The 16,564-nt window shown below is 62.3% G+C and carries 15 protein-coding genes; 6 read left to right on the top strand and 9 right to left on the bottom strand.

The genetic code is table 11. The annotated features are described in order from the left end of the window. The first annotated feature begins 50 nt into the window (after positions 1-50). Complete coding sequence (locus FW789_RS14065) at positions 51-350, top strand: hypothetical protein (RefSeq protein WP_101318402.1); 300 nt, start codon at positions 51-53, stop codon at positions 348-350. A 3-nt stretch (positions 351-353) separates the two neighbouring features. Here FW789_RS14065 and FW789_RS14060 read toward each other — a convergent pair whose 3' ends face one another. Continuing rightward, positions 354-1,604 carry a 2-aminoadipate transaminase gene (locus tag FW789_RS14060; protein ID WP_186701579.1) on the bottom strand — a complete coding sequence of 417 codons (1,251 nt, stop codon included), beginning with the start codon at positions 1,602-1,604 and terminating at the stop codon, positions 354-356. 421 nt (positions 1,605-2,025) lie between these two features. Here FW789_RS14060 and FW789_RS14055 point away from each other — a divergent pair, with 421 nt between their 5' ends. The 5 genes from FW789_RS14055 to FW789_RS14035 all read left to right on the top strand — a co-directional run bounded on the left by FW789_RS14055 (position 2,026) and on the right by FW789_RS14035 (position 6,405). Continuing rightward, positions 2,026-3,423 (top strand): amino acid permease, encoded by a 1,398-nt coding sequence (locus FW789_RS14055; protein WP_103436834.1) that lies wholly within the window; start codon positions 2,026-2,028, stop codon positions 3,421-3,423. Between the two features lie 455 nt (positions 3,424-3,878). After that, positions 3,879-4,274, top strand: a complete 396-nt coding sequence (locus tag FW789_RS14050) for a DUF4398 domain-containing protein (protein ID WP_446431628.1) — start codon at positions 3,879-3,881, stop codon at positions 4,272-4,274. Between the two features lie 10 nt (positions 4,275-4,284). Beyond that, complete coding sequence (locus tag FW789_RS14045) at positions 4,285-5,058, top strand: OmpA family protein (protein WP_446431627.1); 774 nt, start codon at positions 4,285-4,287, stop codon at positions 5,056-5,058. A gap of 121 nt (positions 5,059-5,179) precedes the next feature. Beyond that, complete coding sequence (locus FW789_RS14040) at positions 5,180-5,875, top strand: glutathione S-transferase N-terminal domain-containing protein (RefSeq protein ID WP_207073394.1); 696 nt, start codon at positions 5,180-5,182, stop codon at positions 5,873-5,875. 98 nt (positions 5,876-5,973) lie between these two features. Next, entirely contained in the window at positions 5,974-6,405 is a 432-nt protein-coding gene (locus FW789_RS14035) for a GNAT family N-acetyltransferase (protein ID WP_446431626.1), read from the top strand. A 3-nt stretch (positions 6,406-6,408) separates the two neighbouring features. On the opposite strand, the gene FW789_RS14030 is transcribed toward FW789_RS14035, so the two are convergent. From FW789_RS14030 to FW789_RS13995, 8 genes are read right to left on the bottom strand one after another with little or no spacing between them, the layout of a single operon-like run. Further along, positions 6,409-7,863, bottom strand: coding sequence for a right-handed parallel beta-helix repeat-containing protein (locus FW789_RS14030; RefSeq protein WP_446431625.1), 1,455 nt, complete (start codon positions 7,861-7,863; stop codon positions 6,409-6,411). A 14-nt stretch (positions 7,864-7,877) separates the two neighbouring features. After that, complete coding sequence (locus FW789_RS14025) at positions 7,878-9,029, bottom strand: polysaccharide lyase (RefSeq protein WP_446431624.1); 1,152 nt, start codon at positions 9,027-9,029, stop codon at positions 7,878-7,880. Beyond that, positions 9,020-10,429: an alginate O-acetyltransferase AlgX-related protein gene (locus tag FW789_RS14020; RefSeq protein ID WP_446431623.1), complete on the bottom strand. Its 1,410-nt coding sequence runs from the start codon at positions 10,427-10,429 to the stop codon at positions 9,020-9,022. The genes FW789_RS14025 and FW789_RS14020 overlap by 10 nt, the downstream gene beginning before the upstream one ends. A 24-nt stretch (positions 10,430-10,453) precedes the next feature. Next, complete coding sequence (locus tag FW789_RS14015; RefSeq protein ID WP_340612463.1) at positions 10,454-11,083, bottom strand: alginate O-acetyltransferase AlgF; 630 nt, start codon at positions 11,081-11,083, stop codon at positions 10,454-10,456. A 19-nt stretch (positions 11,084-11,102) separates the two neighbouring features. After that, positions 11,103-12,197 (bottom strand): alginate O-acetyltransferase, encoded by a 1,095-nt coding sequence (locus tag FW789_RS14010; RefSeq protein ID WP_411563473.1) that lies wholly within the window; start codon positions 12,195-12,197, stop codon positions 11,103-11,105. A gap of 9 nt (positions 12,198-12,206) precedes the next feature. Further along, positions 12,207-13,634 carry an MBOAT family O-acyltransferase gene (locus FW789_RS14005; protein WP_101318422.1) on the bottom strand — a complete coding sequence of 476 codons (1,428 nt, stop codon included), beginning with the start codon at positions 13,632-13,634 and terminating at the stop codon, positions 12,207-12,209. A 14-nt stretch (positions 13,635-13,648) separates the two neighbouring features. Next, on the bottom strand, positions 13,649-15,103 hold the full coding sequence (locus FW789_RS14000; protein ID WP_446431622.1) for an alginate export family protein: 1,455 nt from the start codon (positions 15,101-15,103) through the stop codon (positions 13,649-13,651). Continuing rightward, positions 15,100-16,551: a sel1 repeat family protein gene (locus tag FW789_RS13995; protein WP_446431621.1), complete on the bottom strand. Its 1,452-nt coding sequence runs from the start codon at positions 16,549-16,551 to the stop codon at positions 15,100-15,102. Before FW789_RS13995 ends, FW789_RS14000 begins: the two co-directional genes overlap by 4 nt. Positions 16,552-16,564: the final 13 nt, after the last annotated feature.

The raw sequence follows: 16,564 nt of genomic DNA, 5'->3' as shown, positions 1-16,564 counted from the left end.
TATGCGCCCCCGGTGCCCGCGCGCCGATCCCAACCCATGAGGCAAGTCGCTTGAACAAGTTCCCGTACATCGCCACCATCACCGTCAGCAGCGAAGACCGCGGGGGCGACACTGAAGCATCGGAGAACGTCAACATGCGGGTTGGCATCGAGGCTGTGACCGAGACCTTGAAGAAGGTGCATTTCGTCGCTGCACTGGCGGCCCCGGAAAAACCTGCCACGCACATTTGCGTGACGCTGGAGAACGGCCTGGTTTATTACGGCCCGATCGTCAATGGTCACGCCGAACTCGAAGGCGGCTGGATCGCCTTCGAGTCCGACATGCTCACTCCGCAAGAGCTCGGCCTGTAAGCCTCAGCCCAGCTCGGCCAGGCACTGCTCGAAGATATCCAGGCCTGCTTCGAGCACCTCTGCCTCGATGGTCAGTGGTGCCAGCAGGCGAATGATATGGCGCGCCTTGCCGCTGGGCATCAGCAGCAAACCCTTGCTGCGCGCCGCTTGCAGCAGTTTGGCCAGCTGCGCCGGGGCTGGCGTGCCGTCGGCATTGACCAGTTCTATGCCACGCATGGCGCCGACCCCGGTCAAACGACCCAGTGACGGGTACAGCCCTGATGCCTTCCAGCGTTGATAGCGGCCGACGATAGCTTGCTCATGGCGTTCGCCCCAGGTCGCCAGATTGGCATCGGTCATCTGTGCCAAGCTGGCCAAGGCCGCTGCGCAGGCAATCGGGTTGCCTGAATAGGTGCCACCCAGGCCACCCTTGGGCAACGCTGCGAGCAACTCCCGGCGGCCCACTACTGCGCCCAGCGGCATACCGCCGGCCATACTTTTTGCCAGCAGCAGCAGGTCGGGTTCGATCCCCAGTCGCGGGAAGGCAAAACGCTGCCCGGTACGGCCGAAGCCGGATTGAATCTCGTCGATAATCAACACAATCCCGTGCTCATCGCAGAAGCGCCGTAGGGCTTGGGCGAACGTCGGATCGAGCGCGAGGAAGCCGCCTTCGCCCTGTACCGGTTCGAGGATGAACGCGGCCACATCCTCCACCGCCAGCTCGACGCTGAACAGCCGGTCCAGAGCCTTGAGCGCCTGTTCGCAAGTGACATCGGTGTCATTGCTGGGGTAGGGCAGGTGATAGACCGGGCCAGGCAAATCGCCGACCCGCTGCTTGTACGGTGCGACCTTGCCATTGAGGTTAAGCGTGGCCAGCGTGCGGCCGTGGAAGGCGCCGTCGAAGGCAATGATCGCGCGCTTGCCGGTGGCGCCGCGGGCGACTTTCAGGGCGTTCTCGGCAGCTTCCGCGCCGCTGTTGGTAAGCATTCCGGCCATGGGGTAGCTGAGCGGCACAAAGCTGCTCAGTTGCTCCATCAGTTGCAGGTACGGGCCGTGGGCGGCAGCGTTGAACGCATAGTGGGTCAAGCGACCGGCCTGCTGTTGAATCGCTGCAACTACCGCCGGGTTGCAGTGGCCCAGGTTGAGCACGCCGATGCCGCCGACGAAGTCGATATAGCCGTTACCGTCGGTATCCCAGACATGCGCATTGAGGCCATGGGAAAGTGTGATGGGGTGAACGATGGAAATGGACTGGCTGATACTTTCCTGATTCATGGGGGCACGCGTACCTTGTTCGATTTTGCTGACTATCCAAGCGCTTTGATCGCCCACGCACAAACGAATAATTCGATTGCGGTCATTCCCCTGATTCCTGAATTTTCAGCGGTGGTTTGCACCGTGGCGTAAACCGCTGGCTCAAGGTGGTTGATGGTTTTTATTTTTTGGCCGATCAGTCAGGTCATCTCGGCATGAGTTCATTCCTTTGCGGAATCATGTGCTGCAAAAAGGTCGTTTGTTGGGGCTCCGCCAAAGATCAATACTGACGTGGATCAATGATCGCGGCCGGGTAGGCCTGGATAACGAAAAGGCCTGCCCCGGTACGTACAGAACAACAACTAGATGCACGTTTGCATTGTACGAATTCTGCTCCAAGTTCAGCCGCCCGAGCGGCGGCCGACCCACTCGAGGGTTTTCCATGGCTTCGCTAAAAAACAACAAACAGCGGTCCTTGCAACATGGTCTGACCTCGCGTCAGGTGTCGATGATTTCGATCGCCGGGATCATCGGCGCGGGGTTGTTCATCGGCTCATCCAACGCAATCGCCACGGCCGGGCCGGCGATTCTGATTTCCTACGCCATGACCGGCTTGCTGGTGCTGCTGGTGATGCGCATGCTCGGTGAGATGGCCATCGCCAACCCCAACAGCGGCTCGTTCTCGACCTATGCCAGTGAGGCGATCGGGCCTTGGGCTGGCTTTACCATCGGCTGGCTGTACTGGTGGTTCTGGGTGCTGATCATTCCGGTCGAGGCAATTGCCGGGGCAGACATCCTGCATGCGTATTTCCCTGACGTGCCGTCATGGTTGTTCGCATTTCTGATCATGTTGGTGTTGTCGTGCACCAACCTGATCAGCGTGAAGAACTTTGGTGAGTTCGAGTATTGGTTCGCCTTGATCAAGGTGATCGCCATTGTGGCATTCATTGTTGTTTGCACGATGGCGGTGCTGGGTTTCTGGCCATTGGCCGAGACACGCGGTGTGAGCCAGCTGTGGGCGAACGGCGGGTTTATGCCGAACGGCTTCGGCACGGTGCTGGGTGGGGTGCTGATCACCATCTTCTCGTTCTTTGGCGCCGAGATCGTGACCATTGCTGCGGATGAGACGGCCAATCCGAAAGACAAGATTCGCCGGGCGACCAACCTAGTGGTGTACCGCATCGGCATCTTCTATCTCGCTTCGATCTTCCTGGTGGTGTCGCTGGTGGCGTGGAACGATCCTGCGCTGAAGGCGGTGGGCTCGTTCCAGCGGGCGCTCGAGGTGCTGAATGTGCCGGGGGCGAAACTGGTGGTCGACCTGGTGGTGCTGGTGGCAGTTACCAGTTGCATGAACTCCGGGTTGTATACAGCTTCACGGATGCTCTACTCGCTGGCTTCGCGGGGGGAGGCGCCTGCTATGGTGCGGCGTGTGTCGGGTAATGGCGTGCCGACGGTAGCGGTGCTGTTGTCGACCTTGGCGGGCTTTGTCGGGTGTCTGGTCAACTACGTGTTCCCTGGGAAGGTGTTTGGCTTCCTGCTGTCCACTACCGGGGCGATTGCTTTGCTCGTGTATCTGGTGATTGCGATTTCACAATTGCGCATGCGTGGGCGGGCGGATCGGCTGGGAACTGTGCTGGAACTGAAAATGTGGCTGTTCCCGTGGCTGACCTGGTTGGTGATCGGGACGATTGTGATGGTGCTGGGGTATATGCTGCTCAGTGATGCTTATCGGTATGAGACGTTGATGACTGCTGGGGTTACGGCGTTTATCTTGCTGGTTGCGGTTACGCGGCGTCGAGGTGGGCAAGGGCGTTCCTCGATTCTGGTTTCGGGTGATTGAGCGTTTTGGAATAGCCCCTCGATCGCCGACACAACGCGGCCCCTGTAGGAGTGGCCTTGTGTCGCGAAAGGGTCGCGCAGCGGCCCCTCGATTCGTGCAGCGCTGCGAGAATGTCGGGCCAGCTGCGCTGGCCTTTCGCGACACAAGGCCGCTCCTGCAGGGGGCAAAGCGCCCGCAGCATGATCTGACTGCAAGGCGATGAATTTCCTACGAGTTTAATCAGATTAGTCTGATGGGGCGCACGTGCTTATCGGAATAGGCTGGCCGCGTTTTCCCCACAGGCTTTCCGCGATGTTCATATTAACCCCCCTCTACGCGCACCACCGCGGCGCTAGCGCCGTTTGGTTGGCTGTCGCCTGAACATCCCGGTTGGTTATCCCTGATGCAAACGACCCCAGCCAGTGGCATACGCCACCGACTCTGGCTGTTTGTGAACGCGTTAAAGGAGATGTTCCATGCGTGTCAGATTCAACCCCAAAACCCTGTCTGTCGCCGCAGTGCTGCTGGCCCTCGGCGGTTGCGCCAGTGCGGTAGCGCCCAATGAGCAGATCGAGCTGACTCGCAGCGCCGTCAATCGTGCGGTGTCCGCCGACGCCACCCAATACGCGCCGGTCGAAATGCGCGCCGCCCAGGACAAGCTCAGTGCCATGGACCGGGCCTTGGGTGAGAAAGACCTCAAAACAGTACGCAGCCTGGCCGAGCAGGCCGAGGCCGATGCTCGCCTGGCCGAGCGCACGGCCCAGGCGCGCAAAACCAGCGAGCAGTTGCTCGATGCCCGTAAAGGTATCGAAGTGCTCAAGCAGGAAATGCTCGAAGCGCCGGACACAACCTCTGCCACCTCCACCCGCTAAGGAGCCGAACATGCCCAAAATGCACATTCTGCCAACCGTCTCAATCCTGAGCCTGCTGCTGGTTGGCTGCAGCACCACACCTGAAAACAGCCACTTGCTGGAAGCCCGCGACGCTTATTCGGTGCTGCAAAGCAAGCCTGAATCGAGCCGGATTGCTGCCTTGGAAACCCAGGAAGCCTATCTGGCTCTGGGCAAGGCCGAGCAGGCCTCTTTGAAGGACCGTAAGGGCAGCGACGTCGAGCAGCTGGCCTACCTGGCCAACCGCAAGATCGCGACTGCCGAACAGACCATCCTGCTGCGTCAGGCGCAGGTCGGCCTGCAAGGCATCGAAGCGCAGCGCACCCAGGCGCGTCTGGATGTTCGTACCGCCCAGCTCAAGGCACTTCATAACCTTAAAGCCAAGCAGACCGAGCGAGGCACTGTAGTAACCTTTGGCGACGTGTTGTTCGACACCGGTCGGGCTGAATTGCGCAGTGCCAGCCAGCGCAATATCCGGCAATTGGCGCAGTACCTGCAAGACAACCCGCAGCGCAAGGTGCTGGTTGAAGGCTTTACCGACTCCACCGGCAGCGACGCGCTCAACCAGCAATTGTCCGAACGACGTGCCGCAGCCGTAGGCAATGCCTTGCGTCGCCAGGGCGTCAGCGCCGATCGGATCGTCACTGCCGGTTATGGCAAGGAGTATCCTGTCGCTACCAATGCCGATGCGCAGTCGCGTCAGCTCAATCGCCGTGTCGAAGTGATCATCTCGCGCGATGCGCAGGCGGTTGCACCGCGTTACTGATGCCAGCAACAGGCGCGGTTGCCGGCCGCGTCCTGATGCAGCCGATCTCCTGCAACGGGAGATAGTCAGTGCTGGCCTTTGTGCCCTACATTGTCATTCCTCCGCACAAAGGCTAGCGACCATGACCGATCTGAGCGCATTCCCTATCACCCGCAAATGGCCAGCCGCGCATCCCGAGCGCCTGCAGCTGTACTCGCTGCCAACGCCCAATGGGGTCAAGGTGTCGATCATGCTCGAAGAGATCGGCCTGGCCTATGAAGCGCACAAGGTCAGCTTCGAACATGAAGAGCAACTGAGCCCCGAATTCATCTCGCTCAGTGCCAACAACAAGATCCCGGCTATCCTCGACCCCAACGGGCCGGACGGCCAGCCGCTGGCACTGTTCGAGTCAGGCGCGATTCTGCAGTACCTGGCCGAAAAAAGCGGGCAATTGCTCAGTGTCAACCCAGCCCAGCGCTACCAGACCCTGCAGTGGCTGATGTTCCAGATGGGCGGCATCGGGCCGATGTTCGGCCAGGTAGGCTTTTTCCATTTTTTCGCCGGCAAGGACTTCGAAGACAAGCGCCCACGTGATCGCTACGTCAATGAATCGCGGCGGCTGCTCGGGGTGCTTGATCGGCATCTGCACGGCCGGGACTGGATGGTCGACGACTACAGTATCGCCGACATTGCCATCTTTCCTTGGGTGCGCAACCTGGTCGACCGCTATAACGCACGCGAACTGGTGCAATTCGAGCAGTTCAAGGACGTGCAGCGGGTGCTGGACAACTTCCTCGCTCGGCCAGCGGTACAGCGCGGTTTGACGATTCCGAGCTGAGCGGCACTGAGTGCTACAGGAGCGAGCGATGATGGCCGGCAAATGGATCCTTGAACAGCTTGCAGGCGATGGACAGGCCCGTGCCGCGGCGGTGTTCAATGGCGTTTGAATTGATCCGCGCCAGCGACAGCTCCCGCAGCTTTGCGCGGGATCTCACCCGCCAGGCCATGCTGCCGTACTATCAGGCATTCGGCCTGCGCTGGATCGAAGAAGCCTTCGACCAGGCCTGGGGCTGGCGCGAACAGTGGCTTGTCATGGAAGGCGAGACTGTGCTGGGCTTTTGCAGCTTGAGTCAGGATCGCCAGGCGCTGTTCATTCGCGAACTGCACCTGGTGCCCGAGCAGCGCAACCGCGGCGTTGGCACCTGGGCCTTGCAAGCGCTGGCTGCGATGGCCGCGCAGCGCAAGCTGGGCTTGCTGCGGCTGATGGTGTTCAAGATCAACCCGGCGCGGCAGTTGTACCTGCGCCAGGGTTTCCTCGAGATGGGCGAAGACGACTGCTTCGTGCGCATGCAGCGCGCAGTCGCCTGATCCTCAACGCTGGCTGACGCGCACGGTATTGCCCTGGCGCACGGTCGACTCGAGCAGGGTGCCCTGCAGCGGCAACAGGTCGCCGATCAACAGGTTCTGCAGCAGTGGCTTACCGTCGAAGCTGTTACCACCCAACTCAACCTGGCGCATGCCTTCTACCCGCAGGATGGCCTTGCCGACCTGGCCCAGACGGTTGCCGCTGAGCAGCAGCGGGCCGGCCATGGGCGTGGCGTTGCGCAGGCTCACCGCGTACTCGGGAGTATTGGTGATGTGGTTGCCAAGCAGCGCCAGTGCGCCGACTTCGCTGGCGTCGATGGCGCTGCCGACACTGCTGCCGAGCAAGTTGTTGTCGATCACCAGTGGCGCTGCCGGGGTGGGCGCCAGGCTGCGCAGCTGGATGCCATTGCCACGGCTGTCGCCGATGCGGTTGCCGGCCAGCAACACCGCGCCTTGTTGCTCGCTGACTTCGATGGCAGCCTTGCCCGCGCCGAGGATCAGGTTGTTTTCCACCAGCGCCCGGGTTTGCCCACGCAGACGTACGCCGCTGTTGTTGTCGATGCCGCGCAGCTGGTTGTCACGCACGCTGACCTGGCTGTCACGGACATCGATTGCATATTGCTGGGACTGCTCGAAGCGGCTGCCCTCGATGGTTGCCTGGCTGCGCTGCAGCTCGACCGCACTGGACATCTCACTGAACTGGCTTTCGCGGATCACCACCGTGGCCGGGCGGCTGCTGGCCGGCTGCTGGGTGCTGATCGCCGTGGTCAGGCCACGCGACAGGTTGGCGTTGTAGCCCAGACGCTTCAAGGTCGAGCCAACCACCTGGGTGTGGCTGCCGGCCCAGGCGATCACGAACGGACGCCAGGCGCGGTCGGTATTGCCCGCCTTGTCACCGGCCATGCTCTCCAGGTTGGACTTGTTCAGCCCCAGCCAGCCCTGATTGATCAGCGCGGTACCGGAGTAGCTCGACAGATACAGGCTGGTGCCTTCTAGGACCAGACCGGCATCGGCACCGATCATCAGCGGATAGCTGAGCAGATAACCGTCCTTGTAGCGCTTGAGAATGCGTGAGTCGTTCAAGGCATCGTGCAACTGAGCAAGGGTGATGCTGCCACCGCGCAGGGTCACCACTTGCGGGTGATGCGCCTGATAGCCAGCAATGGCACGGAACAGCCCATTATTGACGAACGGCTCGAACGGCCAGCTGCCGGCCTGGGCCGAGAACATCGGTTGCAGGCTGACACTGGCGCGGCCCGCCGGGCGTGCGCGTTCGGCCTGGGCAAAGGTTACCGCCAGGCGGACCTGCTGGCGCAGCTGCTGCAAGTGTTGCTGATATTGCTCGGCTGGCAGCACGTCGACCGTCTGCTTGACGGGCAAGGTCTGCGTGCCAGCCTGGACAGTACCGGCCAGCAGCAGGGCGGCGAGACAGGTCAGGGAAAAACGGGCGAAGGGGGCCATGGGCACGTCCTTGTTCAACGCAAATGGGAATAAGCAGGCTGGATCGGGCCGCCGAGCTGACTGTAGTTGTCGACCTCACCGTCTTCGCTGTCATACAGCTTGCGCGCCAGGCTATTGCCCGGGTTGCGTTGCAGGTACGGGATCAGCCAGGCCAGCTTGTACGGCGCTACGTCCGCCTGCGACTTTCCCTTGAGTTCTGGCAGGTCGTCCGGGTCGAGCACGCTGCGGGCAGCGAAGTTGGCCAGCAGATCAAGCGTATGCTGGTCTTCGGCCGTCCACGGCAGGCCGTTGGCGCGGGCCGATTCGGCCAGCAGCACCAGCGGCACCAGCGCGTACTGGCTGTAGCTGGCCGCCAATTTGGCCCGTGCGACTTCCAGCGGCAGATAGGCGTAGCTACCGTCGCTGTTGCGTACCGCCTGGGCCAGTCCGCGGCGCAGGTTGCCGTCGGCCCACTGGATGAAATCGTCACGACCGACCAGCATGCCGGTGGCCGCGACTGCCCAGGCTGCCCAGTAGTCGTGGTTGTTGAAGTACACCCCGCGGGCGCTGCGGCGTGGGTCGTACTCAGCGATGACGCGCTCGCCCAGGCGAGTGAACCAGTCTTTCTGCACCGGCGTCAGCTGCAACTTGCCATCGCTGGCCGACTGGGTCAGCAATACCGCGCCGGCCATCGATGCCAGCGCCCATTTGCGTGCCGCCATGCCGGTGCTGCTGGCGTCCTCGGTGAGCAGCGCGCCGGCGCTGGCCCACTGTTCCAGCCACTGGTCCTGGCAGGCCAGGGCCATGTTGGCCTCCTGCGGTTTTTTCGCCCGCTGGAAGCGCTTGCTGGCATAGATCAGCCCGCCAATGAACTCCTTGACCTGCTTGCCGATCCGTTCGCTGTCGGCATCCGGGCTGCTGCGCAAGGTCGACTTGCTCGCGTCGCTCTGGTCGTATTTGCTTTGCAGGCGCAGGCTGCCGGTGTAGGGCGGCGGCGGCGCCTTGCTGCACTCAAGGGTACGATAGTCGGCGATCATCGCTGCCTGCGGAGTATTGCGCGCAGCCCAGATCGACTGGGCCGCCTGCACCTGAGGCGCGAGCAGGGCCAGGGCCAGAGCCAGCAGGCTCAGTTGACGCGCGTGCGCGCGGCCAGTGCTGGCCGTCGCGCGTTGCAGGTTTACAGGCATAGACGGGTTTCCACATCGGTAGGCGCAGCGCTGGCCTTGGTCGGCTCAAGGAACACCGACAGCAGGTTGGCGCCGGCGTAGGCCGGATCTTTGCTCAGCTCAAGGTAGTACTGGCCGCCGGTGACTGCAGCTTCACGGCGGAACCAGACCTTGTCGCGAGCACCGTTGTCGTAATAGACGATGACGTAGAAGTCCTTGATGTTCTTGTCGCTCAGGCGGATATCCAGAAAGCCGTTCGACCCGCTCAGCGCCTGGCGGTCACTGCCAGCGTTGGACAACAGCTCGATTCGTTCGCCGACCTTCAGCGGCGAGCGCTGCAGCTTGTTGCCAAGCACTTCGCGGGACGCTTCGCAGCCGCCTTTGACCGCCGGGATCAGCTGGCGATACATCAACGGCGAGTCAAGCCGGTAGTTGGCCGGCAGTTCCCAGACGATCAGCTTCGGCGGCGCGTCGGCCTTGTAGTCATCGGAGAGCAGGTATTCCAGCAGCGAGCCGTCCTCGCCAACGCCGGGCAGGGCGTAGTTGAGCACGTCGACGCTGAGGTACTGCTTGAGGTAGCCGTCGAAGTTGAACTGCTTGCTCTCGTCTTCCCGCGCTGCCGCGTTACTGTCACCGACCAGAATCACTTCCGGGTCCGGCGCCTCGTCGAACAGGGCTTCGGCGCTGGCCTCGACCGGGATGGTCTGGTAGCCGCGTACATACTGGAAACCGTAGTTGTTGCCGCAGATCGCACTCATGGCCAGGTTGAGGGTGCCGTCTTTGGGCACCATCACGCCAGGCTCGGTGCGGTACTGCTTCTTGGTCAGGCCGGCGTAGAACGGCTGACGGCGGATCTCGTCTGCCATCAAGCGCGCGGTCGCCTCGGCGCCGACCGGTGTCCAGTGGTGGTCGCGGCGGAAGAAGTACTCGCTCTTGGGCGGCTGCTGGACCAGTTGCATCATCGGCGCGACCACCGCGCCACCTTGCTTGAGCTGGCCAAGGTAAGCCGCCAGGTTGGCGCTGGCGCGGGCGTAGTCAAAGCCGTAAGGATGCTCGCCAATCAACCGGTCGCGGTGCATCAGGCCACGGGTCGGCTGGATCGCCATGGCGACCTGAATGCCCTGCTGATTGAAGGTTTTCATCAGGCGGGCAAACTCCGGGCGCATCGGCGCCGGGATGCCGAACTCGTTGGTCAGATCGACCGCCGAGCGGAACAGCCAGCGCTCCTGACCAGGGACGATCTCGCGCATCAGCTTCATGCGCCCCTCGGCATACTGCTGAGGATCGCTCAAGGCCGGGCAGACCATGCACTGCAGGTTTTCGCAGCCGGGCTTGGCGCCTTGCGCAGGCGTGGCGGCATGGCCGGTCTGGCTGAGCAGGGCGAGGGCGGCGCCGAGGCCCAGGGGTTTGAGGATCTTCATTGCCATTTCATCCTTGCAGCGAAATTACTCGGTCGGGTCGATGCTGTTGGCCATGCTCATGCTGCGATTGTCGGGCAGCAGCACGTAGCTGTACGAGCGGCCCTTTTTCAGGAACAGCTCATCGAAGCTGGCGACCTTCTGCTCGGCCTCGTAGGCGGCGAAACCAATCTTGATTTCGTTGACCATGCGGCTGCCGGTCTGGCCGTTGCTCAGCGGATCGACGATCACGTGCTTGCCGTCGACGGTCTTCAGCGCAGCTTGCTTGTCGCTGAGGTTGTAGAAGGCGATCTGGGCTTTTTTCGGCTCGTTGACGTATTTGTCAGCGATCAACTTGAGCTGCGTGCCGTCGTAGACCACGGTGCTGGCGGCATTGGCCTTGAGCTGGGGTTCGATGGCCTTGCCGCCGACGGCGATCTTGTGCGTGCCGGCGGGGATGAAGCGGTACCCGCTGAGCTGGCCGGCGGCGACTTTCTGCGGATTGACCTTGCCGCTGAGGCTGACGTCGATGTTGCTCTGCGACAGGTTGAGCACGCGGACAAACGCCGAATCGGCCGGGGCGACGGCATCGTACAGGTCGGCGTTGCCTTCGGCGGCGACCGCCAGGTGGCTGCCGAAGGCGAGGGCGATTGCGGTAAACAGGTGGGTGAGTTTCATCAGTTACTCCTTTGATTCTTCAAAAATGCTGCGGCTGGGCGCTACGGCTGAGCGAGCCCGGGCGATGGGCCAGCAAAGTGCGCAGGGGGAATTCCCAGACCACGGTGTCGATCTGTGGGTTGCTCAACTGATCGCTGGCGAGAAACTGGCTCATCGACTCGAACGGACCACGGGCCTCGACGGCAATCGAGACCAGGTCACGGTTGAGTGCTTCCTTGAGGAAGCCGACAAAGTTCCAGTCATCGATCTTGCTGTAGCTGGTGCCAACCAGCAGCAGGCTCTGCTCCTGCTCGGCAAACAAATCGTCGCTGCTCTGCTCGGCCTTGAGCGTCTCGTACAGGTCGATCTGGTTCGGGCCGAACTGCGGCGCGAGGCGGTTGTGGTCGAACTGGATGTAGTTCATCAGGTCGCCCTTGACGCTTTTCTCGCCGGCCTTGTGCGACACGTAAGCCTGATCGCCGACCAGTTGCGGGCGTTGCCGGGCCAGCTCGAAGGCGGCCAGGCGGGCACCGTCCGGGCTCCAGTGGGTATCGGATTTGAGGAACAACTCCGGGCCGTTCAGTTTGCTGAGGAACGCCCCGCGCAGCGGCACCACGTCGAGCTGACGCGCTTGCAGTTCGCCGACAAAATCGTCGTACAGGCTGACTACGCGTGGATCGAAACGGTGCTGTGCATGCTCGGCATACACATCCAGCTTCATCGGCAGCGGCAGAATCACCAGCTGCTTGCCGTGCTCGGCCAGCTGCGTCTTGATCTTGGCGATCTGCTCCAGCTGGGTGTTGAGGTTGGCCTGCAGGTCGTTCGGGACGCGGTATTCCTGGTTGGTGTAGAGCCAGCCCTGCTTGCCCAGGACCACGCCTTTGGTGCCTTCACCAAACAGCTTGAACTGGGCATCGGCCCACAGCTCCACCGAAGGCTCACGCAGGAAGAAGCGCTTGTCGTAGACCTGCTCGAACTTGCGCAGCAGCTTGCCATCGACAAACAGGTTCCAGGTGTCGGTCTGGGTGCGGGCAAAGCTGAACACCGGCGGCAGCGAATAGACGAACATCGCCGCCAGCACCAGCACGAAGAGAATGCCATTGGCCTTGCTGGCCGAATTCATCACGGGGTACATGGCAGTCTCCTAGAACTGGAAATACAGGAAGGGCGAGAACGAATTCGCCGCCAGGCTGCTCAGTGCCAGCACGAAGCCGCCCCACAGCAGCACGCTGTGCAGCGCGCCTACATGGCGCATGAAGTAGCCGTCCTTGTTGCCGGCGTAGAAACGCACGTTGTTGATCCCGGCCAGCAGCAGCCACACCACCGCCACCAAGACAAACGCCATGGCCATCTTCGAGGCACCCAGCACGTACAGCTCGAGCGAGCCGAAGCCGTTGAAACCAAACAGCGCCTGGTAGATGTCCAGGCTGTGGCGCAGGTCCATGGTGAAGAACAGCGGCATGCTCAGCACGATCAGCAGCGCGGTGCGCAGGTTGCGGCCGAGCTTGTACGGCGTGTTGATCTTGGTCGCCAGGTGGAACTTGCGCTCGATGACCATGGCGAAGCCGAAGAACAGCCCCCAGAAGATGAAGGCGAAACTCGCGCCGTGCCACAGGCCCGACAGCAGCATGGTCCAGACCAGCGCGGGCAGGGCGCCGGTGACGCGTTTGCGCACCAAAGGCATGTACACGTAGTCGCGCAAAAAATGCGCCAGGGTCATGTGCCAGCGCGCCCAGAACTCGGTCACGCTCTGCGCTACGTACGGCTGGTTGAAGTTCTCCGGGAAGCGGAAGCCCATCATCAACGCCAGGCCCAGCGCCATGTGGCTGTAACCGGCGAAGTCGAAGTACAGCTGCAGGGTCGACACCACCAAGCCAAACCAGGCATCGCTGAACTGCAGCGTGCCTTCACCGACGAAGAGCATGTTGATCGGCGCAAGGCGGTCGGCAATCAACACTTTCATGATGAAGCCGAGCATGAACCGACATACACCGAGCGAGAACAGTTCCCAAGAGTGGGTACGCTCGCGCAACTGCGGCGCCAGTTGGCTGTAACGCAGGATCGGCCCGGCCACCAGGTGCGGGAACAGCGCCACAAAGGCGGCGAAGTCGATGAAGCGGTTGGTTGGCGTGGCGTCCTTGCGGTAGATGTCGACGATGTAGCTCAGTGCGTGGAACACATAGAACGAGATGCCCAGCGGCAGGAAAATGTTCTCCAGCGTCCAGGTGTTGATCCCCAGTGGCGCCAGCAGCACCGCGAGCACTTCAGCGCCGAAGTTGGCGTACTTGAAGTAACCCAGGGTCGACAGGTTGCCGATCACGCCGATCCACAGCAGACGCAGCGCCCAGCGTTTGTCGCCGGCATCCAGACGATCCTTGATGCGCAGGCCGAACCAGTAGTTCCAGTAGGTGATCGCGACGAACAGCAGCAGGAAGTCCGGCCGCCACCAGGCATAGAAGATGTAGCTGGCGGCAACGATCACGGTCGAGCGCCACTGCGGCCTGGCCAGGAAGTACACGGCCAGGAACAGCGGCAGATACAGGAACAGGAACACATTGGAGGCGAAGATCATGGCAAGGTCCGTCCTTAGTAGCTGACAACTACGCCGAGGCTCAGCTGATAGTCATCGCCGGTTTCCAGCGCACTACCGGCATTGAGGTAGCTGGCGCTGACCAGGGCGTTGATATCGAGGTGCTTGCCATCGAGGGCGACCGGGAACATCTTCCAGTAGTAGTTGACGTCAAGCATCTGGCCGACGTTACGGCCACTGCCCTGCGTGCCCTGAGTGATCTCGCGGTTACGTTGGGAGCGCTGGTCACCGTTCATGCGGATCGGCAAGGTAGCATCGGCATCACGCAGGTTCAGCTGAGTGACCCGCATATCGAGCGCGGTGCGCGGCGTCGGCCGGGTTTCCAGGGCGATGCCGTAGTAGCTCAGGTTGCGCAGGTCGAGGGCGACGAACGAGCTGGTCAGGCGCGTGCTGTAGGATCCTGTGCGGGTGATCCGGTCCGACTGAATCGAGTTCAAGCGGAAGCCGTCGTTTTCATCGCTCGGCTTGTCGGTCAGGCCGCCGCGCAGTGCCACCCGTGGCGTCCACGGCAAGTCGTCGAAGCGCTTGCCCACTTCACCCAGCGCGGCCCAGCCTTTGCTGGTGTTGCCGGTGCTGGTGACGCCGTTGCCGTCGGTGTTGTCCATCTTGCCGTTGAGCGCGGCGAGTTCCAGATGGTAGTCGCTAACCAGCGGCGAGGGCAGGTTGTCGCCATTGAAGAACAGGCCGTAGCGCACGCCAGTGAAGTCGTAGCGATCGTCTGCGTCATGTCCGCTGTGGTCGTTTTCGTACATCAGGCGCACGCCGGCGCGGTTGTTCTGAGTCCAGCGGTAGGCGTACTCGCTCATCACATAGGTGGTGCGCGATTCGCTGTCCGGCAGCGAGTTGACGTCGGTGTTGTAGTTGTGGAACTTCTGCCCGACCGCGACGAAGGCGTCGGAGAAGGTGTCTTTGTAGTTGAAGCGCAGCGACTCGAGGCTGTCGTCCCACCAGATGCCGTAGGTGTCAAAGAACCGCTGGCGACCGAACGATGCCGAAAAACGTGGATCATCACCGATCAAGTTACGTTTGACGTACAACTCGCGCATCTCGGCGTACCAGCCTTCAGGCTGTTCGCGGGCGTTGGTGGTAGTGCCTTCGTTGGTCAGGTTGCTCGACTGGCTGGAGTCATAGTTCAACCATAGGCGGCCATAGACCATCCATTTGGCCCAGCGCTTTTCCGGCGAGTACCAGGCGAACGACGGCTCATAGCGCAGGCTGTAGAACATCTCGCGGTCGCTGCCGACCTGGGAGTCTTCCGGGCCGTAGCCGGTTTGCACGGTGAGCTTGTTGAAGAACTCGGAGGTGATCACCGGCTCGCTGCCATCAGCAGCGGCAACCCGCACGGGTTCGTTGCTGTCAGACTCGGGTCCGGTGACTTCTTCAGCAGCGAACGCTGCCGACATTGGGGCCAGGGCAAGCAGGGCGCCGAACAGGGGGGAATGCGCTTTCACAGGGTGGCCTCCTTCAACAGGTCGTTGCGTGCGGCCAGGGCACGCTCGATATCATCCTTGGGCAAGGTTCTTTCCAGACGTCGGACCAGGCTGCGCGCGCTGCGCTCACCCATGTCCAGAGCAATCCGCGCGTAGGTGTAGGCCTTGACCCGGTCATGGCACAGGGCACGGCCAAAGGTGTGCAGGCTGGCCATGCGGTACCAGGCAGCCGATGAACCCTTGTTGGCCTCGGCCTGGAACAACGCCATGGCCTTTTCCTGATCGGGCTGATCAGCCACGCCCTTGCTGTAGTACTCGGCCAGCAACAGGCCGGCGCTTGGGTAACCGCTGGCGCGCAGCTCTTCGATCAGGGCCAGGGCCTTGTCCGGGTCCAGCGTCAGCCAGTTGTTGACCATGTAGAACGACGCCTGCAGGGCTTTGCCGCGGGTCGGGTCGCGCTTTTGCACCAGATCGATCATCGCCTGGGTTTCATCGGCGTTGTGCTCGGTCGGGTTGGAGATCATGTAGTTGGCCTTGGACACCATCGCCGGCACAAACCCGCGCTCGACGGCGTCATCGCGCCAGCGCTGAACCTGCGCAATCGACGCTGCCAGCGCCTCGGCCTGAGCCTTGTCGCGGGCCAGTTGCTCAGGCGTTGGCGGTAGCTTGGCAGCGGCAGGGTTGGCCTCTTCGCGCTCGTAGCGGTCGGCGTCCTGCTCGGCACGTTGCACGCTGGTGATGTTGTCCAGCAACGAGGCGATCGCGTGCACGACTTCTACCGGCAGCTGGCTGCGCTGCGGCTCGAGCTCTTTGGCGAAGGCGCGGAAGGCGGGGTCTTGCTGCTCACCGAGAAACGCGTAGTACCGGTTGACCGCACGCACGTCGAAACGCGCAGCCTCGCGGTACCAGCGCTCGGCGCCGGCGCGATCGCCCTTGCGTTCAGCCAGCACCGCTTTGTACAGCTGCGGCCGGCAGTTGAGCAGGCACGACTGCTCGTACAGGCCGAGCAGCTCGGTGGCCTGCGGCACGTCGACCAGCTCCGGGTAGACCAGAAACACCTCAAGCGTAGTGCTGGCGTTGCGCGGGTCGAGCCGGCTCGGGTAGCGCTCCAGTGCCTGTTTCATCCACGGCTGTTGGGGCTGGCGCAGGCTTGGCTGGCGCTCGATCAAGCGTGCCAGCGAAGCCAGCGCCGGGATCAACCCGCGGCCATCGGCAAAGGCCTGGTGATACAGCGCCACCGATTCTTGCGGTTTGCCATCCGGCCGCCCGGCCAGTACGTCGCCCAGCAGCAGGGCGCTGGCCAGGTCACCGCGGCCGGCCAGCTCGCGCAGGTCGGCAGTGACGTCGGCGCTCGGGTCCTTGTACAAGGCGTAGCGGATCTGCTCCAGGCTCTGTCCAGCGCTGGCGGCGCTGGCACAGGCGAGGGCGATGCTGGCCAGCAGCAGGCGCGAAGGCGTCTTCAGGGTCATGACGTCAGCTCTC

It is taken from the genome of Pseudomonas sp. 1121_17, from assembly GCF_052850745.1.
Note: the sequence above shows the minus strand (reverse complement) of the source record. Positions and strands in the feature narration are given on the sequence as shown.